Here is a 24,014-nt window from a genome sequence, read left to right as displayed (position 1 = left end):
GTGGCCGGGTCGGGAGCTTGCGAAGCCGCAAGTCTAACAGTGTCCGGCCCGGCCTCGGCGCCTCAGGTGGGTTTTCGTACAGCGGGTGGCGCCTCGGTCTCCTGACGGGTCTGCTTGTCGCTTGAGGCCGTCAGCTTGCTCTTGGCGGCACCCGGCGGTCGTGCGCGTCCTCCAGGCGCCTGCGCCTTGTCCGCAGGGGCACTCAGGGACAGGCGCCGGATCTCGGCACGTACCCTGAAGCCGTGGATGAGCGCGACACAGCTGATCACCAGCCCGATTGCCGATAGCCCAAGCAGCAGCCCCAGGATGAAGGTCGTCATTGCGTGATGCGGGCTACTGAAGCAGCTTGCTGAGCGCGCTTGAGCGCGGAGTCGCGCTTCTTCGTCTGGGTTCGCCACCAAAGCCACAGCCCGGTGAAACCGAGGAAGACCCAGACGAACCCGAGCAGGTCGATCCAGACCCATTCGGCGTTCTTGCCGAGGAAAGCCTTGCCCGTGTGCATGTCGATCATCAGCTTGCCCAGTGTGACGCGCTCGTCAGGCATGTCCGTGCTTGGCAGCCCTGCTAGCACCGCACGCAGCGAGGCGGGGGGGGACCACTCCCGGCCGTCGTTGCTGGAGACGATGCCGCGATCCTTCAGCGTGACCGAAACGCTGCCGTCGGGGTGCCGATGAGCGTTCCAGGCGTCGCCTGCGACGACACGCTGCCAACGGCCGTCCTGGCTCAGCCAGATCCCGGCCTTTGCAGCGACGACGATGCCCCAGGGCAGCTCCGCGATGTCGCGGATCTGGTCTCCGCCCAGTTCGGGGATGGCATGGGCGCTTGTGCCGACGACTTCGAACAGCCCGTTCTGGGTTCCGATCAGGACACGACCGTCGGTCAGCGTCGCCGTGGAGCGTACCTCGGGCGCCTGCGCCCGCCGTCCGCTCTCACCGTAACCGGGCAGCCAGGCAACGTAGGGTGTGAGGTCGATGTCGTTGAGGCCGAGCTCCTTCTTGTGGGCGAGGAAGATCGATGTGAAGCCCACCAGCAGCATGGGCACCACAAGCAGGACTGAGAGCCAGTTGTGCCAGTCGCGCGCCTTCAGGTTGAGTTGCACGGGGAGACTCCTTTTACGTTGAGGCTCACCAGCGCCCTTCGAGCGCCAGCATGATCGAACGGCCACCGCGCTCCGTCTCGGTGGAGGTCTTGTCGAGCCTGCCGTTCGAGTGATAGGTCGTCTTGTCCTTCACTTTCCGCATGTCGAGCAGGTTGGAGGCGGTCAGACGCAGCGAGAGATCGGGTGTGATCCGTGTGCTGACATAGGCGTCGAGCAATTCCTGACCGGCCTCGTAGTCCGCCTTGAGCGGCTCGGTCGGATTCTTGAGGTACTTGGGCGTGTAGTTGTAGTTGAGTCCCCAACTGGCGCGGAGGCGCGGCAGTTGCCAGTCGAACCCGATGTTGTAGACGTAGGGCGGCTGGTCCTTGATGCGGGTGGTCATGCCGGTGGCGCTGTCGGTGATGCGCGAATACAGGCGGGTGTAGTTGAAGCGGAGCATCAGTTCGGGCAGGCCAATGATGTCCATCTGCGGGCGTGCGTCGAGTTCCCAGCCCCAGACCTTGGCATCTCCGACGTTCTGGGGGCGTTCGACCCAGCGCGATCCCTCGAGTCCGCTGATCTTCTCGACCTTGTCCTTGATGTCACGGTGAAAGACGTTTGCGCCAAGAACGCCACCGCCATCCGGAAGAAAGTGCTCCCAGCCCAGTTCGAGGCCAACGGCACGCTCTGGCTTGAGTTCAGGGTTGCCTGATTTGTCAGGGTCTGCGGATGTGCCGCTCTTCGATTCGGTAACGGTCGAGAGGTCGTCGAACTTGGGGGGCTTGAGGGTCTGGGTCGCACTGGCTCGCAGGTTGTTACGGGGGTCGAACTTCCAGAGGTAGTGCAGCGATGGATTCAGACTATCGGTCGCGGCCGTGCTCTTGGCGCCGAACGCATCGATGGCACCTTGGCGAACATGTATCGCGCGCAGGCCAGGGGTCAGAATGTGCTTGGAATCGAGGCGGATCTCGTCCTGGACGAAGGCGGTCCAGCGCTGTTCGGAGATATCGAACCGGTCGCCTCGCCCAGGGTCCTTGGCGCTCAGCGCCGCCCAGCTTGCTCCTTCTTCCTTGGTCTTGCCGTCCTTGCGACGTGCATCGCGGTATTCGAGGCCTGCGGAGACGGTGTGACGGCCGAGCTTGCGTTCGCCGCGCGCGCCCAGGTACCAGTCGGACTCGTCCTTGTCATCACGCTCGACGGCGACCTTGGAGAGCGTGCCGTCGCTCCGGTAATCGAGCGTCGACTTGTCCTTTTTCTCCGTGCCTTGCTGGGCTGCCGCGTAGATCGATAGCTTGCCGTCCTCGATCTTGCGCTTCCATTCGCCGCGAAGCCGCCAGGTTTCGCGCAACTTGTCTTCGTCCTCTTGGGTCTGTCCATCACCGATGATGCTTGTGCCGGCGTACTTGAACTTGTCTCGGGATTTTTCCTTGGACTCGTCCGAGCGTGTGAACCAGGGTGTCAGCACGAGTTCATCAACGGCAGAGAGCCTGATGTTGATGCGCGGCGCGAAGTCGACGGTTCGCGTGCGAGCTCGCTCGTCTTCGAATTCGAGCTTGCGGTCCTTGGGGGCATTCGTGGGGTTGTTGTGATAGGAGGTTTCGTCCTTGCTCTTGCTCTTCAGGTCGCCACGGTCGCCTACCGAGGCGCTGAGCAGCCAGCGCACCGAGTCAGAGGCATCGCCGTACTGTCCGGACAGGTTCCAGGTGTTGGTATCGGTCTTCTCGCCAAAGAGGCGGCCGGTCGCGATGCGGGCGTTCGCGACGCGCTTGTCTGGTGGTTCGCGCAGAACGATGTTGATGGTGCCCATCATGCCTTCCGAAGGCATGTCGGCCGAGGGCGCGCGGATCACCTCTATGCGCTCGACCATGTCGAGCGGGATGCGGTCGACCTGGATCTGCCGCTCCTTGGTGCCCGATGCGACCGCTTCGCCGTCGATCAGGATCTGCGTGTAGCCCTTGTCCATGCCGCGCATCCGCACGTCTTTCGGATTGCCGGGAGGGCCTGTGAAGGTCACGCTCGGCAGCCGCCGAAGGTAATCGCCCACCGTCAGCTCGTTCATTCGATCCAGCTCTTCCCGGCCGTAGACCAGGCGAGTGCTCGCAGATTGCTGCCGAGCGTCGAAGTCGTCCTTCTCGGGGTGAACCACGATCTCTGCCAGCACCGGGTCTGGCTTTGTGGCAAGTGAGACAGTGGGTTGCAGGGCCAGGCCAATCGCGAGGGTCAAGGCGGCAAGGCGAGGGGATGGAGCTGTATTGAAACGGCAGGCAGGCATGAAACCACCGGGCGACGGGTTGCTGGCTGGCTGTCCGACGGCGGCATGGCTGGCTGATTGGGGAATGGTAACAATTCTTATTAATGATCGCAAATGCGCCCTGGCTGCCCTGTTTCATACGGCTGCGCCACTTGTGGAACCGTTACCTCGGCGTCTGAGCCCGCGTCGCCGCTGACTGCAGCGCCTGGCGCTGTCCTTGTCGCGGGGGGGGCGGTGTGGTGCGCGACGCGCGCGTCCGCCTGACGCGCAGGCGGCTTGCCTCGCGGACGTCGGACTCGAGCGCGCGCAGGTCCTTGGCCGGGTCGGCCAGCTCGGAAAGCCCTGCCGACAGCCCGATCAGCCACAGTGCGGTGGCGAACACGCCCATGCTCACCGTCGGGTCGCCCTTTTCGAGGCGGATCAAGGTTGGTACCGAAACGCCCAGGCGGCTGGCCCATTGCTTCTGCGACTCCTTGCGCCGCAGGCGCGCCAAGGCGCAGTGCTCGCCGAGGGTCTGCAGCGAGCGGCTCACCTCGGGAGGCAGGGTATCGAGTGCAAGTGAGGACTTCGACATCACATATAGTTCTCTTCAGGGCGACTCGAGAACAGGCATATGTAAGTGATCGGGTCGGCGCACTGAGCCCGGAGGCAGGCTGAGGGTGTCGCCCTGAGGCGGTCTCAGGAGAAGGCCAGCACGCCGGCCAGCACGACACCATGCGCGAGCGCGGCGACGATGGTGCGCTTGATCGCAGGCGTCAGCTCCGACGGGTTGGCGGCGTGCTCGAGCAGGTCGCGCCCGGCGGGGAAGGACAGGGCGACGGTGAGCGCTGCGGCGGCGGTCTTCTGCGGCAGCAGTTCGTTGGCCACCATGGCGATCAGCCAGGCGTAAGCGGCGATGGCGATCAGCAGGTAGCCCCACTTGGCGGTTTGCGGGCCCAGGCGCACGACCAGGGTGCGCTTGGCGCTGGCGGCGTCGCCGTCATGGTCCGGGAACTGGTTGATGAACAGCAGGTTGGCCACCAGCAGGGCGTAGGACAGGCCGGCGAAGACGGGCAGCAGGTCGAAGGCGCCGCGTTGCACGAAGTCGGCACCGACCACGACCAGCAGCCAGCAGGCCACGATGACGACTTCGCCGAAGCCGCGGCACACCAGCTTGAGCGGAGGCGCGGAGTAGGCCCAGCCCAGCGCCAGGCCGGCCATCCCGATCAGCAGCAGGCCCGGCCCGGCCTGCCAGGTCAGCCATAGCCCGCCCGGCACCACTGCTGCAAGCAGGCCATAGCCGAGCAGCGCCGTCTGCCTTGGCGTATGCACGCCGTTCTGGATGAAGCGGCTGCCGCCGGTGAACGGGAAGAGCCGGCCGCTGTTGATGTCGTCGGCTCCGCTCAGGGCGTCGTGGTAGTCGTTGATGACGTTGCCGCCGGCATGTGCGAGCAGGGCGAACAGCAGCGTGAGCGCGGCGCTGAGCGGGTCGATGACAAGGCCGCTGGCGTGCGCGCTGGCGATGCCGATGAGGCAGCCGACCAGGGTGACGGCGAGGAAGGCCGGGCGAGTGGCGGCGACCAGGCGCAGGAGCGGATTGCGCAGCCGTTCGGGGCGGGGTTCGGCGGGGTGCTCGATGGCAGTGCTCACAGCAGCACGATGTCGTATTGTTCCTGCGTGTAGCTGGCCTCGGCGTGGAGCGACACCTTCTTGCCGATGAAGTCGGACAGCATCGCCAGCGACTGGCTCTCCTCGTCGAGGAAGAGGTCGATGACATTGGGGGCGGCGAGCACGCGGAACTCCTTGGCGTTGAACTGGCGCGCCTCGCGCAGCAGCTCGCGCAGGATCTCGTAGGCCACGGTGCGCGCGGTCTTCACCTCGCCGCGACCGCTGCAGGTGGGGCAGGGCTCGCACAGCAGGTGGGCGAGGGACTCGCGGGTACGCTTGCGCGTCATTTCGACCAGGCCGAGCGCCGTGAAGCCGTTGATCGTCATCTTCGTGTGGTCGCGCGACAAGGCCTTGCGGAACTCCTCGAGCACCATCTCGCGGTGTTCGGTGTTCTCCATGTCGATGAAGTCGATGATGATGATGCCGCCCAGGTTGCGCAGGCGGAGCTGGCGGGCGATCGCCTGGCTGGCTTCGAGGTTGGTCTTGAAGATGGTGTCGTCGAAATTGCGCGCACCGACGAAACCGCCGGTGTTGACGTCGACGGTGGTCATCGCCTCGGTCTGGTCGATGATCAGGTAGCCGCCGGATTTGAGATCCACCCGGCGGGCGAGCGCCTTCTGGATCTCTTCCTCGACGTTGTAGAGCTCGAACAGCGGGCGTTCGCCGCTGTAGTGCTCGAGCAGCGGCAGCACCTGGGGTGTGTATTCGGCGGCGAAGGTGGCGAGCTTCTGGTAGTTTTCCCGGGAATCGACGCGGATGCGGGTGGTTTCGTCGGTAACGAGGTCACGCAGCGTGCGCTGCCCCAGGCCGAGGTCCTCGTGCAGCAGCTTGGGCGGGAAGATGCCGGCCGTGCTGGCCGAGATCTCGCTCCACAGCTTGCGCAGGTAGGCGATGTCGGCGGCGAGCTCGGCGTCCGACGCGGATTCGGCCATCGTGCGCACGATGAAGCCGCCGCGTTCATCCTCGGGCACCAGTGCCGTCAGACGCACGCGCAGGGCTTCGCGTTCGGCCTCGTCCTCGATCCGCTGGGAGATGCCAATGTGCTTTTCCTGGGGCAGGTAGACCAGCAACCGTCCGGCGAGGCTGACCTGCGTTGACAGGCGCGCCCCCTTGGTGCCGATGGGGTCCTTGAGCACCTGCACGAGCAGGTTCTGGCCTTCGGCGAGGATCTTCTCGATCGGGCGGGCGGCTTCGCCGTTCTGGCGTTCGCTCCAGATGTCCGCCACATGCAGGAAGGCGGTGCGTTCGAGGCCGATGTCGATGAAGGCCGACTGCATGCCGGGCAGCACGCGCACCACCTTGCCCAGGTAGAGGTTGCCGACGATGCCGCGGCTGGCGGTGCGCTCGATATGCAGTTCCTGGACGACGCCCTGCTCGACGAGCGCGACGCGGGTTTCCTGCGGGGTGAAGTTGATGAGGAATTCGATGCTCACTGCCGCTCCTCGGTGGCGAAGATGTCGAGCAGCCTGGCGGTTTCGAACAGCGGCAGGCCCATGATGCCGGAGTAGCTGCCATGGATCTCGTCAATGAACACCGCGGCGCGGCCCTGGATGCCGTAGGCGCCGGCCTTGTCCATGGGCTCGCCGCTGGCGACATACTGGCGGATGTCGTTCTCGGAGAGCGTGGTGAAGCTGACCTCGCTCACCGACACCCGGCTGCGCGTGCGTTCGCCGTCGCTGACGGCCAGTGCGGTGAGGACGCGGTGGCGGCGCCCGGACAGGCGGGTGAGGATGGCCTGGGCATCGGCCGCGTCCCTCGGCTTGCCGATGATCTCGCCGTCGAGCTCGAGCGTGGTGTCGGCGGCGAGTACCGGGCGTCGCAACAGCTTGCGCCACAGCACACGGCGCATGCCGGCCTCGGCCTTGGCCAGCGCGATACGTTCGACGTAACGCTCGACCGGCTCCGCAGGCAGGGGCGTTTCGTCCACGTCGGCGTCCTCGCCGCGCTCGCCGTCACGGAAGGTGAGCACGTCGAACTGCACGCCGATCTGGCGCAGCAGGTCGCGGCGGCGGGGGCTCTTGGAGGCGAGGTAGATGCGCGGGTACATGGGCGTCATGCAGTACTCATTCGCGATGATAGGGGTGGTTGCGCAGCACCGTCCATGCGCGATACAGCGCCTCGGCCAGCAGCGGGCGCACCAGGGCGTGGGGCAGGGTGAGGCTGGACAGGCGAATGGCTTCGTGTGCGCTCGCCTTGAGGGCGGGGGACAGACCGTCGGGGCCGCCGATGATGAGCGCCACGTCCTGGCCTTCGCCCTGCCAGCTCTCCAGGCGCTGCGCCAGCGCCAGGGTGGAGAGGTCGGCGCCGCGCTCGTCGAGGATCACGCGCCGGCATCGTGGCGGCAGCACGGCTTCGATGCGGGCGGCTTCGGCAGCCATCATGGCGTCGACGGTCTTGCCGCTGGTGCGCGGCTCGGCTTTCACCTCGACAAGCTGCAGCGGCAGCTCGCGCGGCATGCGGCGGGCGAACTCGTCGAAGCCGGCCTGTACCCAGGCCGGCATGCGGTGGCCGACGGCGACGATGCAGAGCTTCACGGCCGCGCGGGCGCCTGGTCAGCGTCCGGCGGCGGCCTGGCGGCCGGCGGGCTTGGTGTTCCACAGCTCTTCGAGCTTGTAGTAGCTGCGCACGGCGGGCTGCATCACGTGCACCACGATGCTGCCAAGGTCGACCAGCACCCACTCGCCGGTGTCCTGGCCTTCCATGCTGAGTACCTCGCCGCCGGCCTCCTTGACCTTGTCCTGAACGTTCTGCGCCAGGGCGCGGGTCTGGCGGCCCGATTCGGCGCTGGCGATGACGATGCGATCGAACAGCGGCGTGTGCTTCGAAGTGTCGATGACCTCGATGTCGCGGCCCTTGATGTCCTCGAGGGCGCTGACGACGATGTTTTGCAGGGTGGGAAGGTCCATGGGCTCGGCAGGAATGAAGAGTGGGGGCGAGAAGGGCAGGAAGTGGGGGGCTTTCCCGGCAAATGGGAAGGCTCTAGTTCCCGTTGCCCTCGTAAAGATGGTGCGCGGCAATATAGTCGACAACGGAATCAGGCAGCAAATAGCGCACGCTGTGGCCGGTGCGAACCAGATCGCGGATGAGCGAGGCCGAGATGGCGAGCGGGGTCATGTCGAAGGGCACGATGCGGCCGGCGGGCGCTGTGGCGAGGTCGGCCGGGTCGCTGCTGTGGCGGCCCGCGCACGCGGCGGCGAGCTCGGGCGACAGTGTGGCAGGCCAGCGCCGGCCGTGCGGCGCGTAGCCGGGGCGATTGGCGACGGCGATGTGGGCGAAGTCGAAGAGCGCCTGCCAGCGGTGCCAGCCGGGCAAACCTTCGAAGGCGTCGGCGCCGAGAATGAGCACCAGCGGGCGGGCGGGACCGAGTTCGGCGCGCAGGCGCTCGAGGGTGAGCACGGTGTAGCTCTTGCTTGCGGCGCGTACCTCGCTGTCATCGACTTCGAATGCCGGGTTGCCGGTGCTCGCCAGCCTGGCCATGGCCAGGCGCTGATCCGCACTGCTGCGTGGCTCGCCGCGGTGGGGCGGCTGACCGGCCGGGATCAGGCGCACGGCGGCCAGCCCGAGGGCCTCGCGCGCCTCTTCGGCCAGGCGCAGGTGGCCGAGGTGGATCGGGTCGAAGGTGCCGCCGAGCAGGCCGAGCGGCCCGGCGGTTGCCGGCGGACGCGGCTCAGCCGGCATCGTCGGCGTCCTGCGGGCTGCGGTCGATCACGGGGGGCGCGTCGGGCAGGCCGAAAACGTCGCGGGTGGCGGTGTAGAAGGTGGCGAAGATCACCGGGATGACGATGAGCGGGATCGGCAGCGAGGCCAGCGTGCCAAGCGCGGGCGAGAGCAGCCCGAGCACACCGATGACGATGCCGGGAAGGATGGCGCCGAAAATCGCCACGCCAATGGCGTAGGCCAGGAAGGGGCGCCAGTTCTGCAGGCAGGCGTAAAAGCTGAAGAACAAGGCCTTGGCTGGGGACACCTTCCACCAGGCGGCCAGTACCGGCGCGAACCAGTAGGCCATGACGACCGGTGTGGACAGGGTGAGGGCGATGAGCAGCGTGAAGCCGACACCGGCATCTTCGGCCGGCTCCTCGCCGCGCATGAGTGCGAACAGGCTGCCGTCGTCGACCAGCGATACCAGCACGAGTACGAGCAGGGTGGCGATCAGGTAGATGCCGCCGATCGCGATGAGGGACTGCAGGTTGGTCTTGAAGCCGGAGAACAGCACGTCCGGGCCAACCTTGCGACCGCTGTCGATGGCGCGGCAGGCGTTGAGCACCCCGACCGACAGGGCCGGCATGAGCAGCGAGGCGGCGAGCTGGCCCAGCAGCGGGACCAGGCTGAGCACGACGATCGAGAGCAGGTAGCCGAACGTGGCGAAGGTGATGAGCGCCGGATTGCGGCGCCAGAGGACGAGGCCCTCGCGCAGCCAGAACCAGCCGCGCTGCATGGGGAGTCTGTTTGCTTGCATTGATGTTCTTCGTGGGCGTTCAGGGGGGAGGAGGGGCGTCCGGCGTTCGGTCCGCAGACTCGGGGCCATCGGCAGCGATCGGCAGGGACGCCGGGAGCTGTGGTGCGAAGGTTTCCTTCCAGGCGGCATAGAGCGCACATGCAATCACCGGGATCAGCACCAGCATGCCGAGCCCGGCGGGGAGCATCGCCACCCAAAGCAGGACATAGAGCAGCGCGGCGAGGATGAGGAAGGCGAGCAGGTTGTGGATGCAGGCGCGTGCAGACAGGCGCATGGCGTCGAGTGGGGCCATCTCGTGCAGCATCACCAGGGCGGGGGCGAACCACAGCGCCATCATGAGCAGCGCCCACAGCACGGTAAACACCACCACGCCGAGCATCATGCCGCTGCCGGCCATGCCCATGCCTGCCAGGGCACCGACTGCGGCGCCGGTCAGCGCCGCACTGCCGCCGATGGCGGCGGCGATCAAGGCGGCCAGCAGCAGGCCGAGCAGATGGAAGACGCCGACCAGTAGCAGGTTGCCCGCATGGTGGCGAACGCCGTCGAACAGGTGGTCGACGCGCAGCGACTCGCCGCGGTCCAGGGCCTGGGCCCCGGCGATCATGCCGCCTACCAGCACCGGCAGTGCGATCGGCGCCGCAGCCCAGCCGAGGAAGGGCATCAGGCCGAGCGCGGTGAGGATGACGAAGAAGATCAGCGCCTGGATGGCCCACACGCCGGGCGCCTTCATGAACAGGCGCCAGCCCTCGCTGAGCCAGTTGAGGGCGTGGCCGGGGGCGACGTCGCCAGGTGCGGGCGGTGCAGGGTGGGGGCGGCGAGCTTCGGTCATAGCGGCAGTGGCGGGGTATCCGCGATGCGCAGGCGCAGGATGTCGCGGTATTCGTTGGGGTCCTTCACCAGCACCATCTCGCCTGCGCGTGGCAGGTGGAAGTCGGCTGCGCGCGACAGCCAGAAGCGCAGTGCGGCTGCGCGCAACTGGCCGGGCCAGGCAGCGCGCTCGGCCGCGGTGAACGGACGCTCGGCATGGTAGGCCGCGAGCAGGGCCGTGCAGCGGGTGCCGTCGAGGCCGCCGTCGGGCAGGGAGCACCAGTCGTTGACCGTGACCGCGACGTCGAACAGCAGCGCGTCGTGACCGGCGAAGTAGAAATCGATGACACCGCCGATGTGCACGCTGCCGTCGGCATCCGTGTCCCATAGCACGTTGTCGCGGAAGAGGTCGGCGTGGATGGCGCCGGCGGGCAGGTTGGCGAGCGCCTGTGCGGACTGGAAGGCGATCTCGGCGTCGAGCAGGGTGCGCTCGTCAGTGGGCAGGAAGTCGCGCACCGCCTGCGCCGTGGCCAGACGCCACTCGGGGCCGCGTGGATTGGGCTGGCGGCGGCCGTAGGACTGGCCGGCGAGGTGGAGTCCGGCAAGCATGGCGCCGACACGGGCGCAGTGCTCGACGCCGGGCGCCATCTCCGAAGCGCCGGACAGGCGCACCACCAGCGCGGCCGGGCGCTCCTGCAGGGTGCCGAGGTATTCGTTGTGCAGGTTGGCGATCGGGCCCGGCACCGGCAGGCCGTGGCGCGCAAGATGGGCCATCAGATGCAGGTAGTAGGGCAGCTCGGCGCGCGACATGCCTTCGAACAGGGTGAGGACGTAGCGGCCGAGCGTGGTGGTGACGAAGAAGTTGCTGTTCTGCACGCCGGCCGAGATGCCCTTGAGTTCCACCAGGCGGCCGATGGCGTAGTCCTTGAGCCAGTGGGCGAGCGCGGATTCGGGAACGGGGGTGAAGACGGACATGCGGGCTCCGGTGCGAGGGGGTCAGAGGGCGCCGGGGCTCAGCCGGCGAGTGCGTCGGCCACACAGGCGGCGGAGCGCACGGCCTGCCAGGCGGCAAGCTTGGCCTCGAAGCCGCGTGCGGCATGCGCCGGGCTGGTCGATGGCAGGCGGGTGAAGCGCAGGGGCTGGCCCGTTGGCGGCAGTTTTACATGACGACGGAAGGCGGCCTCTGCAGCACTGCCATTGAAGAAAACGTGGCCGATGCCTGGGCAGGCCGAGAATAGCGCGGTGAAGTCGTTGGCCAGGATGCTGTCGCGCGCGATCGCGCTGTCGAGGCTGCCCTCGCGCTGGCACGCGCCGATGACGTCCCACAGGGCTACCCCGGCGGCGCACAGGCGTTCGAGGCGTTGCACATACGGCAGCTCGGGGCCGGCACCGAACAATGCGCCCATGATCGGCCAGAACGCGTTGCGGGGGTGCGCATAGTACTGCACGGCGGCCAACGAGGCTTCGCCCGGCATGCTGCCCAGAATGAGTACGCGCGCAGCGCCAGTGTGCACCGCAGGAAAGCTTCGCACGCGCTGCCCCTGTCCGGTTTCCCGGGTAGGGCGCTCGGGGAGATCGGCCGGGACGTCCGGGGTGGCCCCCGGTGTTCCATGGCGAATCGGCGTTTGCTGCCGACTCGCCGGCGGCACGATCGCGGCGCTCACCAAGACTTGATCACCCACATCGGCACGGCAAGGCCGGGCGCAGCGTCGTCGCGCACCATCTGCCCGTTGCCTTCCTTGTCGATCAGGTAGTAGGGCACGCCGTGCGGCGGGGTTACCTTGACCATGTAGAGCTTGCCACGGATGCGGTACTCGGCCACGGTGTCCTCGCCGCGCTGGACGATGGTGACTTCGGGTTCGTCGAGCTCGCTCATGCCGGCGGGCATGGGCGGCGGTTCGGGGATGGGCTCGAGGCCCGCGGGTTGCTGGGCGAAGGCGGGTAGGCTGACGGCCAGCAGCAGTGCCAAAAGGGTGCGGCGCATGGTGTTCTCCTGAAGATGCCTCAATTCTAGCCAGAAATGCTCAGGAGCCCCAGACGCTCGCCCGCCCCAGACGCCATTACAGGTTGAGCATCATCTCGCGCTCGGTGGGCAGGGGCTGGAAGCCGCGGCGCTCGTAGTGCTTGAAGATGGCCTCGACGACGTCCTCGGGCTTGTCGATGACCTGGATCAGGTCGAGGTCTTCGCGGTTGATCATGCCTTCGCTGACGAGCCGGTCGCGCAACCAGTCGAGCAGCCCCTGCCAGAAGGGACCGTGCACCAGGATGATCGGGATCTTGCGGCTCTTCCTGGTCTGGATCAGCGTCATCGCCTCGAGGAGTTCGTCCAGCGTGCCGAAACCGCCCGGCATGACGACATAGGCAGTGGCGAACTTCACGAACATGAACTTGCGCGCGAAGAAGTGCTGGAAGGTCTGCGAGATGTCCTGGTAGGGGTTGGCGCTCTGCTCCAGCGGTAGCTGGATGTTGAGGCCCACCGAGGGGCTCTTGCCGAAGTAGGCGCCCTTGTTGGCAGCCTCCATGATGCCCGGGCCGCCGCCCGAGATCACCGCGAAGCCTGAATCCGACAGCAGGCGGGCGATTTTTTCGGTGAGCATGTAGTACAGGTGGTCAGGCGGCGTACGCGCGCTGCCGAAGATCGACACCGCCGGCCGGATCGAGGCCAGGCGTTCGGTCGCCTCGACGAACTCTGCCATAATTCCGAAGATTCGCCAGGACTCGCGCGCGTTGTAGCGTGGCGCGGTGCTGTCGGGCGCGCTGCGGGGGAGTTTTTCTTTCGCGGTCATGTTGTTGTTCTCGTTGTGTCTCTCTGGGGTCAGGTCTTGCATTTGCTCGTTCCGGTGAAGCGCGGATGAGCAAATGCAAGACCTGACCCCAACAAGGACAAGGATTTTCCAGAAGATGCCCACCCTGCTGCTCGTCGATGGCTCCAGCTATCTCTACCGCGCTTTCCATGCCTTGCCTGACCTGCGCAATTCGCAGGGCGAGCCTACGGGGGCGATCCGGGGTGTGCTGTCGATGCTAAGGCGGCTGGAGAGCGACTACAAGGCAGAATTTCGCGCCTGCGTGTTCGATGCCAAGGGCAAGACCTTCCGCGACGACTGGTATCCCGAGTACAAGTCGCACCGCCCGCCCATGCCCGACGACCTGCGCGCGCAGATCGTGCCGCTGCACGAGGCGGTGCAGGCCGAAGGCTGGCCGCTGCTGGCGGTGGAAGGCGTGGAGGCCGACGACGTCATTGGCACGCTTACCCGCCAGGCGCTCGAGCGCGGTTGGGAGGTGGTGATCTCGACCGGCGACAAGGACCTCACCCAGCTCGTGCGCCCCGGGGTGCAGTGGGTCAACACGATGAGCGAGGAGGTGCTTGACTCCGCGGGCGTGGAGGCCAAGTTCGGCGTGCCGCCCGAGCGCATCGTCGACTATCTCGCGCTGGTCGGCGACACGGTGGACAACGTGCCGGGCGTGGAGAAGTGCGGCCCCAAGACGGCGGTGAAATGGCTGACCGAGTACGGCACCCTCGACAACCTGGTCGCCAACGCCGACAAGGTGGGCGGCAAGGTGGGCGAGAACCTGCGCCGACACCTGGACTTCCTGCCGCTGGGCAAGAAGCTGGTGACGGTGGCGACCGACGTCGAGCTGCCGGTGACGCTCGATGAACTGCCCGCGCGCGCGGACGACAAGGTGGCGCTGCGCGCGCTGTACGAGCGCTTCGAGTTCCGCGGCTGGCTCAAGGATCTGGACGCCGGCGCAGCGAGCGTCGCCGCCTCCAAGGCCGCGACCGAGGCGCGTCGCTTCGATGGTCAGGGAAGCAGGGGGCAGGCCCCAGGCGATGTCGCCTTCGACCCCTCGCGGCTCGCGCCGCTCCCACGCTCCTCGCACCCGCAAGGGTTTTCCGTAGGAGCGGCGCCAGCCGCGAGCCTTTTCGGCGATGGAGAGGGTGAAGAACAGCTCGCGGCTGGCGCCGCTCCTACGGGGGGCGTTGCAGGCGCCCACCGCAGCGGCTATGTGACCATCCTCGACTGGCCGGGCTTTGATGCCTGGCTGGCGAAGATCTCCGCCGCCGCGCTCACCGCATTCGACACCGAAACCACCTGCCTCAACCCGATGGCGGCGCAGTTGGTCGGCATGTCCTTCGCGGTCGAGCCGGGCGAGGCGGCCTACCTGCCGCTGGCGCACCGTGCATCGGACGCGCCAGCGCAGCTGCCCTTGAACGAGGTGCTGGACAAGCTTCGTCCCTGGCTGGAGTCCGACCAGCACGCCAAGCTCGGCCAGAACCTCAAGTATGACGCCCACGTGCTCGCCAACCACGGCATCGCGCTGCGCGGCATCGCCCACGACACCCTGCTCGAATCCTACGTGCTGGAGAGCGACAAGCCGCACGACATGGATTCGCTCGCCAAGCGCCACCTCGGCCTGGCCACCATTCCCTACACCGAGGTCTGCGGTAAGGGCGCCAAGCAGATCGGCTTCGACGAGGTCGCCATCGACCGCGCCACCGAATACGCCGCCGAAGATGCCGACGTCACCCTGCGCCTGCACCGGCACCTGCACCCGCAGCTGCAAGGGACGGCGGCGCTCGACGCCCTCTACCGCGACATCGAGATGCCGGTGCTCGGCGTGCTGCAGCGCATGGAGCGCACCGGGGTGCTGATCGACCCCTTCCTGCTCAGCCAGCATTCCGAGGAACTCGGCCGCCGCCTGCACGATCTGGAGCGCGAAGCCCACGACCTCGCCGGCCAGCCCTTCAACCTCGGCTCGCCGAAGCAGCTGGGCGAGATCCTGTTCGGCAAGCTCGGCCTGCCGGTGGTCAAGAAGACCGCCACCGGCCAGCCCTCCACCGACGAGGAGGTGCTGGAGAAGCTCGCCGAGGACTATCCCCTGCCCAAGCTGCTGCTCGAGCACCGTAGCCTGGCCAAGCTGAAGAGCACCTACGCCGACAAGCTGCCGCGCATGGTCAACCCCAAGACCGGTCGGGTGCACACCAGCTTCTCGCAGGCCACCGCCGTCACCGGCCGGCTGTCGAGCTCCGAGCCCAACCTGCAGAACATCCCGATCCGCACGCCGGAGGGCCGCCGCATCCGCGCTGCCTTCATCGCGCCGCGTGAGCACCTCATCGTGTCGGCCGACTACTCGCAGATCGAACTGCGCATCATGGCCCACCTGTCGGACGACGCCCGCCTGCTCGAAGCGTTCGCCCAAGGCGAAGACGTGCACCGCGCCACCGCTGGCGAGGTTTTCGGCGTGGCGCCGGCCGAGGTGACCAGCGAGCAGCGCCGCTACGCCAAGGTGATCAACTTCGGCCTCATCTACGGCATGAGCGCGCACGGCCTGGCCAAGAACCTGGGCATCGAGCGCGCCGCTGCGCAGAGCTGGATCGACCGCTACTTCGCGCGCTACCCCGGCGTCGCGGCCTACATGGACCGCACCCGCGCCGAGGCGCGCGAGCAAGGCTATGTCGAGACCGTGTTCGGCCGCCGGCTGTACCTGCCCGACATCCGCGCCAGCCAGGCCGGCCGCCGCGCCGGCGCGGAGCGTGCGGCGATCAACGCGCCGATGCAGGGCACGGCCGCCGACCTGATCAAGAAGGCGATGATCGCCACCGACGCCTGGCTGGCCGCGTCGGGGCTGAAGTCCAGGCTGGTGCTGCAGGTGCACGACGAACTGGTGCTGGAAGTGCCGAAACCCGAGCTCGACACGATTCGCGCCGAACTGCCGAAGCTGATGGGCGGTGTCGCCGAGCTCAAGGTACCGTTGCTGGTCGAGGTGGGGGCGGGCGACAACTGGGACGAAGCGCACTGATGGCGGCGGACACCGCTGCCGAGCGCTTCCTGGCCGAGGCGCTGGCGCGCCAGATGCATAACGTTGGCGCCCACGACTTTGGCGGCGAGCGCGTGTGGGTGAAAAAGGCGGGCCCTCGCAACCCGCGCTGGCGCTACATGCTGATGGGCTTCCTGTCGCGCGCGCTCGGTCTCGGGGTGCTCAGCCCGGTACCCAACTTTGGCGGTGCCGACGCCATCAATACCGAGGTGCGCCGCCTGCAGACCCTGGCTGCGCAGGGCGTGTTCGTGCCTGAGGTGCTGGCCTGGAGTGATACCGGCCTGATGCTCAAGGACCTGGGCAGCACGGGCGAGCCGGGTCTGAGCCTGCAACAGGAAATGGCCACCGCCAAGGACGTATCCGCCTGCCTCGCCCTGTTCGACGAGGGCCTCGCCGCGCTGGCCGACCTCCATCGCCGCGGCGGCTACCTGAGCCAGGGCTTTGCCCGCAACATGGTGCGCGCCGCTAACGGCCGCATCGCCTTCATCGATTTCGAGGACGACCCCGGCCGTGCGCTCGGGCTCGCCCAGTGCCAGGCGCGTGACTGGCTGTGCTACCTGCACTCGACCGCGCTCATCCTCGACCAGCGCGAACTGCTCGAGGCCGCCGCCCCCAGAGTGCGCGCTGCCCTCGCCGCGGTAGATGCCGATATCCGCGCCCAGGTACTGCGCACGGCGGGCCGTCTGGCCTGGCTGCGCCATCTGCCGCGTGGGCGCCGCTTCGGCCGCGACGGTCAGCGCCTGCGTGCGGTGGCCTGGCTGTTGCAGGGCCTGTCGCGCTGACGCCACGAGCACCGCGTCGGCTTGGCATATCATTGGCCGCCATGAGCCCAGCCCCTTCCAGTACCGAGCCCACGCCCGCGCCCGAGGCGTTGCCCGCATCCGCGCCTGCGAGCAGCCTCACGATCTACACTCGCCTGCTTGGCTATACCAAGCCCTACCTCGGCTACTTCCTGCTCAGCATCCTTGGCTTCGCCATCGCCGGCGGCGGCAAGGCGGGCCTGGCAGCGGTGTTCAAGTTCTTCGTCGATGGGCTGGCCACGCCCGATGCCCCGGCCACCACCGGCATCGGCTGGCTTGATGCGCTCGACATCGTGTACGCGATCCCGGTCATGGTGATGCTGATCGCGCTCTGGCAAGGGGTGGGTACCTTCCTGGGCAACTACGCCATCTCCAAGGTGTCGCTCGGGCTGGTGCACGACCTGCGCACCCAGCTCTTCGAGAGCTTCCTGGTGCTGCCCAACCGCTTCTACGACGCGCAGAACTCCGGCCACCTGGTCTCCAAGCTCACCTACAACGTCACGATGGTCACCGGTGCCGCGACCGACGCGGTGAAGACGCTGTTCCGCGAGGGCCTCACCGTCATCGCGCTGCTGGGCTACCTGCTGTGGATGAACTGGCAGCTCACCCTGACCTTGCTCGTGGTGCTGCCTATCATCGGCTGGCTGGTATCGAACGCCAGCCGCAAGTTCCGCCGCCTGTCCAAGAACATCCAGACCGCCATGGGCGAGGTCACCCATGTGGCCTCCGAAACCATCCAGGGCTACCGCGTGGTACGCAGCTTCGGCGGCGCGGATTACGAGCGCGGTCGCTTCGTGCATGCCAGCCTGGACAACACCAAGCGCCAGCTCAAGATGGTGCGCACCGAGGAGGTTTTCTCGGCGCTGATGAACCTCATCATCTATACCGCCATGGGCGTTCTGCTGTTCATGGTGCTGAAGGTGCGGGGCGACGCCACCGCGGGCGACGTCGTCGCCTTCATGACAGCCGCCGGCCTGTTGCCGCGCGCCATCCGCCAACTGGGCGAGGTCAGCTCCAAGATCCAGCGCGGCGTGGCCGCAGCCGACAGCATCTTCGAGCAACTCGACGAAGCGCCGGAGCCCGATGGCGGCAGCGTCGAGCGCGAACACATCAGCGGTCGCGTCGAGGCCCAGGGCCTGGGCTTCACCTATCCCGGTGCGGAAGGGCGTGCATTGCAAGGCATCGACTTCAAGGCCGAGCCGGGGCAGATGATCGCCCTGGTGGGCAAGTCGGGCAGTGGCAAGTCCACCCTCGCCAACCTCATCCCGCGCTTCTACCAGCACGACGAAGGCCGGCTGCTGGTCGACGGCGTGGCAGTGGAGGACTACACGCTCGCCAACCTGCGCCACCACATCGCGCTCGTCACCCAGCAGGTCACGCTGTTCAACGGTACCGTGGCCGAGAACATCGCCTACGGCGAGCTCGCCGGTGCCAGCCGCGAAGAGATCGTCGCCGCCGCCGAGGCTGCCAACGCGCGCGAGTTCATCGACCGCCTGCCCCAGGGCTTCGACACCGAGATCGGCGAGAACGGCGTGCTGCTCTCGGGCGGCCAGCGCCAGCGCCTGGCGATTGCGCGCGCCTTGTTGAAGAACGCGCCGATCCTGATCCTCGACGAGGCGACCTCCGCGCTCGACACCGAGTCCGAGCGCCTGATCCAGGCAGCGATCGAGCGCCTGATGGAAGGGCGCACGACCATCGTCATCGCCCACCGCCTATCGACGATCGAGAAGGCGGACCAGATCCTGGTGATGGAGGCCGGGCGCATCGTGGAGCGGGGGACGCACGCGGAACTGGTGGCGCGGGGTGGGGTGTATGCGCGGCTGCAGGCGATCGGGGAGGAGCAAGGGCCGGCCTGAGCTGTGAAAGGGGGTGCGGGTTTGGTCGGAATAGTCTCCGCGCAGCCGCCCCGCAGCTTGAGCCCCTGGCATCGACCGGCTATCCTCAGCCGACACAAGGAGTACGCGCCATGGCCCTGCCCAGGACAGCACCAGAATTCGACGTCAACGCCTATATGGCGTGGGAAGAGGATCAGCCCGAACGCCACGAATACCTCGCCGGAGAGGTGTTCGCCATGTCCGGTGGTACGGATGCGCATTACACGATCCTGGGCAATGCCTACGCTGGGTTGCGCGTGGCCCTGTCTGGCACGCCCTGTCGCGCCTTCGTGTCCGGAATGAAGCTGCGTATCGACCGCGCCGACGCGGTCTTCTACCCCGACGTCTTCGTCACCTGTGATGCGCGCGACCGCCAGCCCGAGGCCAGCCTTGCCAAGCAGCATCCGTCCCTGATCATCGAGGTCCTCTCCGACTCCACCGCCGCCTTCGACCGCGGCCGCAAGTTCGAGCTCTACCAGCAGATCGACAGCCTGGAGGAATACCTGCTCATCGAGCAGGACCGCAAGCACGCCGACCTTTTCCGCAAGAACAGCGAAGGGCTGTGGGTCCTGCACCCGGCGGGCGAGGGTGATGTCATCCGGCTGGAAAGCGTGGGGGTTGAGCTGGGGCTTGATGGCTTGTATGAGGACGTTGAGCTGTGAGCAGGTTCAGCACCTGAACTCAGCCCCTCCCAGGATTCGCCGCATTCAGTCGGTCGCCCACCTGCGGTGCGAAACCGGGGTCTGACTCGAATGGCACTAAGTTAAGCCACATTTGCACGGTATCGGCCGCGATGGGGTACTTCAATCATTTGATGGCGAGGGGCTGTCAAGAGTGCGAAGGGTTTCGGACGTCGTTTCAAACATCGAGGCTCCCGCCGCCCAGGTCGGGCGGTGACCTGACGAGCGCCGATGGCCGTGCGGAGCGACTCGAGCAACCGCCGCCGTTCGCTGGCGTCGGTAGCACGTTGATGGAGTTGCGGCTCCCACTGCCGCAAGGCTTGGATGCTGGCTTTGAAACTGATTCGGCACGGCGGGCTTTCGACGGCGTTGGCTGCGTCGACGATCAGCCGACGCACAGCGTTATAGGCAATGAAGTACATCAGGACTTCTTTCTTTACCAAGGCGGGGGTTCGGCATCGCAGCACATCCATGCCCATGGTCGTCTTGATGTCGCGGAAGAACAGTTCCACATCCCAGCGCTGGCGGTAGAGATCGGCCAGTTCAGCCGCACCATAACGGGTCGAATCCGTCAGGGTGGTAATAAGGTAGTAGCTTTTTGACCGCATCCCGGGAACGTCGATGGTGACCTTGATTTGACGAAGATCCAGGTGTTCGGGCAACGCCTGCCATTCCTCCTTGCTGTAGCTCAGGGCCTTGTTCCACACCGGTTTCGGCCATTGAATCAGCAAGTCATCCGGCCCCAGCACCGCAACGGCCGACGCGGCGACAACAGGGGTGCGTCGCGCCAACGTGATCACCGAATCAACGCCGCGCTTGTTGAACTGCCAGACGTCGTAATAGCTGCAAAATCCCTTGTCGCCGAGAAAGATGTCGCCGCTGCTGAAACTGTCCCATTGCTGTCGCAACAAGGGCAATTCGGCGCTCTTATGGTGGCCCATGCGGTAACTCAGCAAGGCGCCCGTTTGCAGGCAGAAGCAGGCGCAAATTCGTGCCTGTGGGAAGCCGCAGCCGGGTTTCTGGCTGTTTGGTTGAGGCCAGTCTTGTTGGTTGGCGTGTGTATCAGGCATGCTGACACCCGTGCCGTCGACCACGACTACACGACGATCTTTCCACCAACGGCTTCGGCCTTGCTGCTGCAACTCGTCGGCGGTGTGCGCCAGGATCTTTTCCAGTTCAACCGGATCAAGTTTTCTGCGTGCCTGGCAATACGCCGACGTCGATGCCGACGGCACCGGCATTGATCGCGTCGCGGCAAGGGCTTGAACCTTGCGAACCACTTCCTGGCAACCGCCGTCAGCGTCGAGAACTTGCGAGAAAAAAGCCCAGAACGTGTTCTCCTTGCTGAACAGTCGGCGCCGGCTGAAGGCGCCATCCGGCCCGTTCTCCAGCGTCTTTGTCGGTATGAAATGCCCGAAACAATCACCGAGCTCGCTGATCGAGTGCTGACGAATCCGGGCCTTCTCTTCGGCCAGTCGCCGGGCCGCCGAACGCGGTCTCCGACGCAGGGTGGCAAGGTGGAAACCGGGCAGAAAGAGCGTGGCATTTGTCATGCCAGATTATCTCACGATACGCCAATGGCATGTTACGCCAAACGTGCTACGATGGCTTAACTTAGTGCCATTCGGGTCTGACTCCGATTTCGTGCGCATCCGCCACTAAACACCTGACATCAGAATGTCGACCGCTCGATTGATGCTGTCACCCTGATCTGCCACGCTCCCGACGTAACGCACATTGGCTCGTCGCACTGCCGCGATGAGGCGGGTGGCAAGAATCAACCGCTTGCCGTCAAAAAGAATTTCGGGGTTCAAGCCATTGACGGCCGGGTAGTCGGGCAGCAACGGAATGACCACCACCGCGGGGTCGGGCGGCAAAAGGTCGCTTTCGACCACGACCATCGCCACGCCCTTGTATTCCGCCACGCTGTAGCGGTTCAGGCGTTCCACGAAGCGCTCCCTGGAGCACACATGATCTCGGCCAGAGTGTGCCCGTTGCGTTCGTGCCAGGCAGCTTGTGCAGCAAAGTTGTCTGCATTGTCATTCAGCCACTGCTTGCGGCGGGCTTCGGCCACCGCCCTCTTGAGCGCCGCTTCGGCCACGGCCGATACGTTAATCTCCAGTGCCCTGGCGGAGTCAAGGACCTCGGCGTCAAGCGTCAGGGAGGTTTTGCGTTTGATGGCGGATACCATGGCTGGGCTCCTACTCGAAGTGCCGGATCAATATACCGCAAGATCGAGAGCCAACGAGATGTGGTAGAGAAATCGGGGTGAAGTGTCGAACCCCGGCGGGCGATCTGCTCGGCGAACTTGGGGATTACGCTACCGGTGCTGCCGAGCAAGTCTTTTGCGCACCGCCTGCCAGGCGTTGGCCACTTCGATCAGCTCCAAACGCTCACGCAAGGCTTACATCCTCAGTAGGCGTTCGGATTCACGAACCCCTTGAACACCGTCAGGAAGATGATTTTCAGGTCCAGCCACAGCGACCAGTTCTCGATGTACCAGAGGTCGCACTCGATACGCTGCTGAAGGTCTGTGTCGCCGCGCCAGCCGTTGATCTGGGCCCAGCCAGTGATGCCGGCCTTGACCATGTGCTTCTGCATGTAGCCCGGAATCTCGTGTTTGAACTGATCCACGAACACCGTACGCTCCGGACGCGGGCCGACGATGGACATGTCGCCCTTGAGCACGTTGATGAACTGCGGCAGCTCGTCCAGGCTTGTCCGCCGGATGAAGGCGCCGAAGGGCGTTGCCTTCTTGGCACCGCCGGCGCCGCCCCATTGCACTCCGTTCTTCTCGACATCCACCGGCATCGAGCGGAACTTCAGCATCATGAACGGCCTGCCGTTCCAGCTCACTCGCTCTTGCCGGTAGAAGATGGGCCCAGGCGAGCTCAGTCGCACACCGACGGCGACGAAAATCATGATCGGACTGATCAAGACCAGGATCAGTGCGGCGATCACGCGGTCTTCTACGGCCTTGATGAAGGCATTGATTCCCGTCATCGGCGTGCAGCTCAAGTCGAGCAGATACAGACCCGCCACATCCGAAACCGCATGGTTGATCAGGCGGAAGTCCCGCATGTCCGGCATGTAGCGCACGTTCGCGGTCGACAGGCTTAGCGTCGCCTGGATCTCCTTTACCGTCTCACCCTGGGACAGCGGCAGGCAGATCCAGACCTCATCTTCGTCATGATCGATCGGTTCTTCGTGTGCATACGGCTCATAGGCGATCCCTTCCAGTTCCTGCCCAGGATCGTCTCCAACAATGATCACCCGACCGGGGTCGAAGCCGGCCGTCTGCTCTTTTCTAAGGTGGCTAATTGCCGTTGCGCAGGAGTGGGCATCCCCCACCAGCAACACGTGCCGCCGATTTCGGCCTTGTCTGCGAATACGGTTGAGCAGCGGATAGGCGAGCAAGCGAATGGTGATCGATGCCACCGCTGCGCCGCCAATCCAGTACATCAGCCAGAGGCGTGAAAAGCTGGCCCCCAACTTCGTGAAGAACAGCAATGCCGTGATTGCTGCACCCACCATCATGTACGCCGCAACCAGCTTTGCGACAAGCCCAAGGCGTAGTCGCCCACGCCAAGACTTATAGATGCCGAAAACCGGGTGAATGACGAGGACAAGCAGGCCGCCGACGATCAGTGCGCTCGTGTAACCAGGAGACTCGATCTCTGCCCTTCCAAAGCGCAGCCAATATGCGATCCAACCCGCTCCGACCATGCAGAGGACATCAGCGAGTCGAGTCAGGGTGCTTGTGTAGGCCTGGAATCCGTGAAGCGGTCGTGCAGCTCTCAGCACTTTTCTAAAATCCTTGTGTTCCCGATGAGGGTGCGTGTCGATGCGTCTCGTAACTCTTGAGCTCTCATTCGCTTTGGATCAGAAATTCTTCACGGCTGCGCCCGACCTCCACGGCCGTCTTCATCCACTTGGGCATCACCCCGCGCCCGGTCCAAGTCTTGCCCGATGACGGATCGCGGTACTTCGGCTTGACCGCCGCACGCTTGTCGCTGGTGCCAACGGACCCGGTTTTCACCGGTGGGACGCTCGCAAAACCCAGGTCGGCCGCTGTCAGGTCGTAGTCCTGAATCTTCTGCCGGATCTCGGCAATTACGCCCGCTAGCTCCGCCTGGCGTACTTCCTCGGCCTGTTTCTGCAGCGCTTCGATCTGCGCCATCAACTCGACATAGGTCGGCATGTTTTTACCTTTCAAGAGTCAGCTTAGTTTATTGCAGCAACGTGGTTGCCCATTCCTCGAGTGAAGCCCCCGTACATTAAGGAACTCACAGGTCAGGTATGGCCTATCGGATGTTGTCTGTCACCCTAGCAGCGTGATGCAAAAGCCGGCGGTACCGCGCCAGCACTGAGGTTCAGGTCGAATTTCATCGTGACATCGTTTTCCGGAATCGCCTTCGCACCGCGTTCGAGTTGTCTTCGTGGCCGCAAAGGCGACCACGAAGGTTCATTTGCGCTGCTGTGCTCATGCCTTCACCTCCGAAACGCTCAATTTCGCGATTCGGAGCAGGTTGTATGCAGCACCGGAAATGAAGGCCGCCATCTGGGTCTTCGCCTGGCCGATGAAACGGGTCTTTCGCAATCCG

Annotated in this window: 25 protein-coding genes and 1 pseudogene; 4 read left to right on the top strand and 22 right to left on the bottom strand. The window is 65.7% G+C overall.

Annotation, left to right across the window (positions count from 1 at the left end; genetic code table 11):
- Positions 1-62: 62 nt before the first annotated feature.
- From P7F68_RS12975 to P7F68_RS12900, 16 genes are all read right to left on the bottom strand, one after another.
- Positions 63-320, bottom strand: coding sequence for a hypothetical protein (locus tag P7F68_RS12975; RefSeq protein ID WP_277833699.1), 258 nt, complete (start codon positions 318-320; stop codon positions 63-65).
- Positions 317-1,099 carry a PepSY domain-containing protein gene (locus P7F68_RS12970; RefSeq protein WP_277833697.1) on the bottom strand — a complete coding sequence of 261 codons (783 nt, stop codon included), beginning with the start codon at positions 1,097-1,099 and terminating at the stop codon, positions 317-319. The genes P7F68_RS12975 and P7F68_RS12970 overlap by 4 nt, the downstream gene beginning before the upstream one ends.
- Before the next feature lie 25 nt (positions 1,100-1,124).
- A complete protein-coding gene (locus tag P7F68_RS12965) occupies positions 1,125-3,350 on the bottom strand; it encodes a TonB-dependent receptor plug domain-containing protein (protein WP_277833694.1) in 2,226 nt (741 codons plus the stop codon).
- A 142-nt stretch (positions 3,351-3,492) separates the two neighbouring features.
- Positions 3,493-3,903 carry an XRE family transcriptional regulator gene (locus P7F68_RS12960; RefSeq protein ID WP_277833692.1) on the bottom strand — a complete coding sequence of 137 codons (411 nt, stop codon included), beginning with the start codon at positions 3,901-3,903 and terminating at the stop codon, positions 3,493-3,495.
- A gap of 104 nt (positions 3,904-4,007) precedes the next feature.
- A complete protein-coding gene (locus P7F68_RS12955; RefSeq protein ID WP_277833690.1) occupies positions 4,008-4,958 on the bottom strand; it encodes a prenyltransferase in 951 nt (316 codons plus the stop codon).
- Positions 4,955-6,409, bottom strand: coding sequence for a ribonuclease G (rng, locus tag P7F68_RS12950; RefSeq protein WP_002944981.1), 1,455 nt, complete (start codon positions 6,407-6,409; stop codon positions 4,955-4,957). The genes P7F68_RS12955 and rng overlap by 4 nt, the downstream gene beginning before the upstream one ends.
- The gene (locus P7F68_RS12945; protein ID WP_002933133.1) at positions 6,406-7,032 is read right to left on the bottom strand and encodes a Maf family protein; all 627 of its coding nucleotides are present in this window, start codon (positions 7,030-7,032) and stop codon (positions 6,406-6,408) included. The genes rng and P7F68_RS12945 overlap by 4 nt, the downstream gene beginning before the upstream one ends.
- A gap of 7 nt (positions 7,033-7,039) precedes the next feature.
- Entirely contained in the window at positions 7,040-7,510 is a 471-nt protein-coding gene (rlmH, locus tag P7F68_RS12940; protein ID WP_002944983.1) for a 23S rRNA (pseudouridine(1915)-N(3))-methyltransferase RlmH, read from the bottom strand.
- 18 nt (positions 7,511-7,528) lie between these two features.
- Positions 7,529-7,882, bottom strand: coding sequence for a ribosome silencing factor (gene rsfS, locus P7F68_RS12935; protein ID WP_002933138.1), 354 nt, complete (start codon positions 7,880-7,882; stop codon positions 7,529-7,531).
- 73 nt (positions 7,883-7,955) lie between these two features.
- Entirely contained in the window at positions 7,956-8,654 is a 699-nt protein-coding gene (gene nadD / locus P7F68_RS12930) for a nicotinate-nucleotide adenylyltransferase (RefSeq protein WP_277833685.1), read from the bottom strand.
- On the bottom strand, positions 8,644-9,432 hold the full coding sequence (locus tag P7F68_RS12925; protein ID WP_277833683.1) for a BPSS1780 family membrane protein: 789 nt from the start codon (positions 9,430-9,432) through the stop codon (positions 8,644-8,646). The genes nadD and P7F68_RS12925 overlap by 11 nt, the downstream gene beginning before the upstream one ends.
- A gap of 19 nt (positions 9,433-9,451) precedes the next feature.
- The gene (locus P7F68_RS12920) at positions 9,452-10,261 is read right to left on the bottom strand and encodes a BPSS1780 family membrane protein (protein WP_002942571.1); all 810 of its coding nucleotides are present in this window, start codon (positions 10,259-10,261) and stop codon (positions 9,452-9,454) included.
- Entirely contained in the window at positions 10,258-11,214 is a 957-nt protein-coding gene (locus tag P7F68_RS12915; RefSeq protein ID WP_277833680.1) for a homoserine kinase, read from the bottom strand. The genes P7F68_RS12920 and P7F68_RS12915 overlap by 4 nt, the downstream gene beginning before the upstream one ends.
- 38 nt (positions 11,215-11,252) lie before the next feature.
- A complete protein-coding gene (locus tag P7F68_RS12910) occupies positions 11,253-11,771 on the bottom strand; it encodes a DNA-deoxyinosine glycosylase (RefSeq protein ID WP_277833678.1) in 519 nt (172 codons plus the stop codon).
- A gap of 128 nt (positions 11,772-11,899) precedes the next feature.
- On the bottom strand, positions 11,900-12,223 hold the full coding sequence (locus P7F68_RS12905) for a DUF2782 domain-containing protein (protein WP_002933162.1): 324 nt from the start codon (positions 12,221-12,223) through the stop codon (positions 11,900-11,902).
- 76 nt (positions 12,224-12,299) lie between these two features.
- The gene (locus tag P7F68_RS12900) at positions 12,300-13,025 is read right to left on the bottom strand and encodes an LOG family protein (RefSeq protein WP_002933163.1); all 726 of its coding nucleotides are present in this window, start codon (positions 13,023-13,025) and stop codon (positions 12,300-12,302) included.
- Between the two features lie 115 nt (positions 13,026-13,140).
- Between P7F68_RS12900 and polA the strand changes: the two genes are divergently transcribed.
- The 4 genes from polA to P7F68_RS12880 all read left to right on the top strand — a co-directional run bounded on the left by polA (position 13,141) and on the right by P7F68_RS12880 (position 19,392).
- The gene (polA, locus tag P7F68_RS12895) at positions 13,141-16,038 is read left to right on the top strand and encodes a DNA polymerase I (protein ID WP_277833673.1); all 2,898 of its coding nucleotides are present in this window, start codon (positions 13,141-13,143) and stop codon (positions 16,036-16,038) included.
- A complete protein-coding gene (locus tag P7F68_RS12890) occupies positions 16,038-16,838 on the top strand; it encodes a BUD32 family EKC/KEOPS complex subunit (RefSeq protein ID WP_277833671.1) in 801 nt (266 codons plus the stop codon). The genes polA and P7F68_RS12890 overlap by 1 nt, the downstream gene beginning before the upstream one ends.
- Before the next feature lie 41 nt (positions 16,839-16,879).
- Positions 16,880-18,712, top strand: coding sequence for a lipid A export permease/ATP-binding protein MsbA (msbA, locus tag P7F68_RS12885; protein WP_277833669.1), 1,833 nt, complete (start codon positions 16,880-16,882; stop codon positions 18,710-18,712).
- A gap of 110 nt (positions 18,713-18,822) precedes the next feature.
- Positions 18,823-19,392, top strand: coding sequence for a Uma2 family endonuclease (locus tag P7F68_RS12880; protein ID WP_277833666.1), 570 nt, complete (start codon positions 18,823-18,825; stop codon positions 19,390-19,392).
- A 101-nt stretch (positions 19,393-19,493) separates the two neighbouring features.
- Here the strand turns inward: P7F68_RS12880 and P7F68_RS12875 are convergent, their stop codons facing one another.
- The 6 genes and pseudogenes from P7F68_RS12875 to P7F68_RS12850 form a co-directional block, all read right to left on the bottom strand.
- Positions 19,494-20,963: an IS4 family transposase gene (locus P7F68_RS12875; protein ID WP_277833664.1), complete on the bottom strand. Its 1,470-nt coding sequence runs from the start codon at positions 20,961-20,963 to the stop codon at positions 19,494-19,496.
- 105 nt (positions 20,964-21,068) lie between these two features.
- Complete coding sequence (locus tag P7F68_RS12870; RefSeq protein ID WP_277833662.1) at positions 21,069-21,359, bottom strand: CcdB family protein; 291 nt, start codon at positions 21,357-21,359, stop codon at positions 21,069-21,071.
- Positions 21,347-21,601: a type II toxin-antitoxin system CcdA family antitoxin gene (locus tag P7F68_RS12865; protein WP_277833660.1), complete on the bottom strand. Its 255-nt coding sequence runs from the start codon at positions 21,599-21,601 to the stop codon at positions 21,347-21,349. The genes P7F68_RS12870 and P7F68_RS12865 overlap by 13 nt, the downstream gene beginning before the upstream one ends.
- 221 nt (positions 21,602-21,822) lie before the next feature.
- Positions 21,823-23,214, bottom strand: coding sequence for an undecaprenyl-phosphate glucose phosphotransferase (locus P7F68_RS12860; protein ID WP_277833658.1), 1,392 nt, complete (start codon positions 23,212-23,214; stop codon positions 21,823-21,825).
- A 64-nt stretch (positions 23,215-23,278) separates the two neighbouring features.
- Positions 23,279-23,611, bottom strand: coding sequence for an H-NS histone family protein (locus P7F68_RS12855; RefSeq protein WP_277833656.1), 333 nt, complete (start codon positions 23,609-23,611; stop codon positions 23,279-23,281).
- 282 nt (positions 23,612-23,893) lie between these two features.
- A pseudogene (locus tag P7F68_RS12850) lies at positions 23,894-24,014 on the bottom strand (IS5/IS1182 family transposase); the annotation flags it as partial.

It is taken from the genome of Thauera mechernichensis, from assembly GCF_029588855.1.
Taxonomy (GTDB): Bacteria; Pseudomonadota; Gammaproteobacteria; order Burkholderiales; family Rhodocyclaceae; genus Thauera; species Thauera mechernichensis.
Note: the sequence above shows the minus strand (reverse complement) of the source record. Positions and strands in the feature narration are given on the sequence as shown.

Bases quoted from the DNA above. Each gene is read 5' to 3' on its own strand.
- P7F68_RS12920 (WP_002942571.1), bottom strand. From the start codon at position 10,261: ATGACCGAAGCTCGCCGCCCCCACCCTGCACCGCCCGCACCTGGCGAC.
- P7F68_RS12880 (WP_277833666.1), top strand. From the start codon at position 18,823: ATGGCCCTGCCCAGGACAGCACCAGAATTCGACGTCAACGCCTATATG.
- P7F68_RS12975 (WP_277833699.1), bottom strand. From the start codon at position 320: ATGACGACCTTCATCCTGGGGCTGCTGCTTGGGCTATCGGCAATCGGG.
- polA (WP_277833673.1), top strand. From the start codon at position 13,141: ATGCCCACCCTGCTGCTCGTCGATGGCTCCAGCTATCTCTACCGCGCT.
- P7F68_RS12905 (WP_002933162.1), bottom strand. From the start codon at position 12,223: ATGCGCCGCACCCTTTTGGCACTGCTGCTGGCCGTCAGCCTACCCGCC.
- P7F68_RS12900 (WP_002933163.1), bottom strand. From the start codon at position 13,025: ATGACCGCGAAAGAAAAACTCCCCCGCAGCGCGCCCGACAGCACCGCG.
- P7F68_RS12945 (WP_002933133.1), bottom strand. From the start codon at position 7,032: ATGACGCCCATGTACCCGCGCATCTACCTCGCCTCCAAGAGCCCCCGC.
- P7F68_RS12965 (WP_277833694.1), bottom strand. From the start codon at position 3,350: ATGCCTGCCTGCCGTTTCAATACAGCTCCATCCCCTCGCCTTGCCGCC.
- rsfS (WP_002933138.1), bottom strand. From the start codon at position 7,882: ATGGACCTTCCCACCCTGCAAAACATCGTCGTCAGCGCCCTCGAGGAC.
- P7F68_RS12865 (WP_277833660.1), bottom strand. From the start codon at position 21,601: ATGGTATCCGCCATCAAACGCAAAACCTCCCTGACGCTTGACGCCGAG.
- msbA (WP_277833669.1), top strand. From the start codon at position 16,880: ATGAGCCCAGCCCCTTCCAGTACCGAGCCCACGCCCGCGCCCGAGGCG.
- nadD (WP_277833685.1), bottom strand. From the start codon at position 8,654: ATGCCGGCTGAGCCGCGTCCGCCGGCAACCGCCGGGCCGCTCGGCCTG.
- P7F68_RS12890 (WP_277833671.1), top strand. From the start codon at position 16,038: ATGGCGGCGGACACCGCTGCCGAGCGCTTCCTGGCCGAGGCGCTGGCG.
- P7F68_RS12875 (WP_277833664.1), bottom strand. From the start codon at position 20,963: ATGACAAATGCCACGCTCTTTCTGCCCGGTTTCCACCTTGCCACCCTG.
- P7F68_RS12915 (WP_277833680.1), bottom strand. From the start codon at position 11,214: ATGTCCGTCTTCACCCCCGTTCCCGAATCCGCGCTCGCCCACTGGCTC.
- P7F68_RS12925 (WP_277833683.1), bottom strand. From the start codon at position 9,432: ATGCAAGCAAACAGACTCCCCATGCAGCGCGGCTGGTTCTGGCTGCGC.
- P7F68_RS12960 (WP_277833692.1), bottom strand. From the start codon at position 3,903: ATGTCGAAGTCCTCACTTGCACTCGATACCCTGCCTCCCGAGGTGAGC.
- P7F68_RS12855 (WP_277833656.1), bottom strand. From the start codon at position 23,611: ATGCCGACCTATGTCGAGTTGATGGCGCAGATCGAAGCGCTGCAGAAA.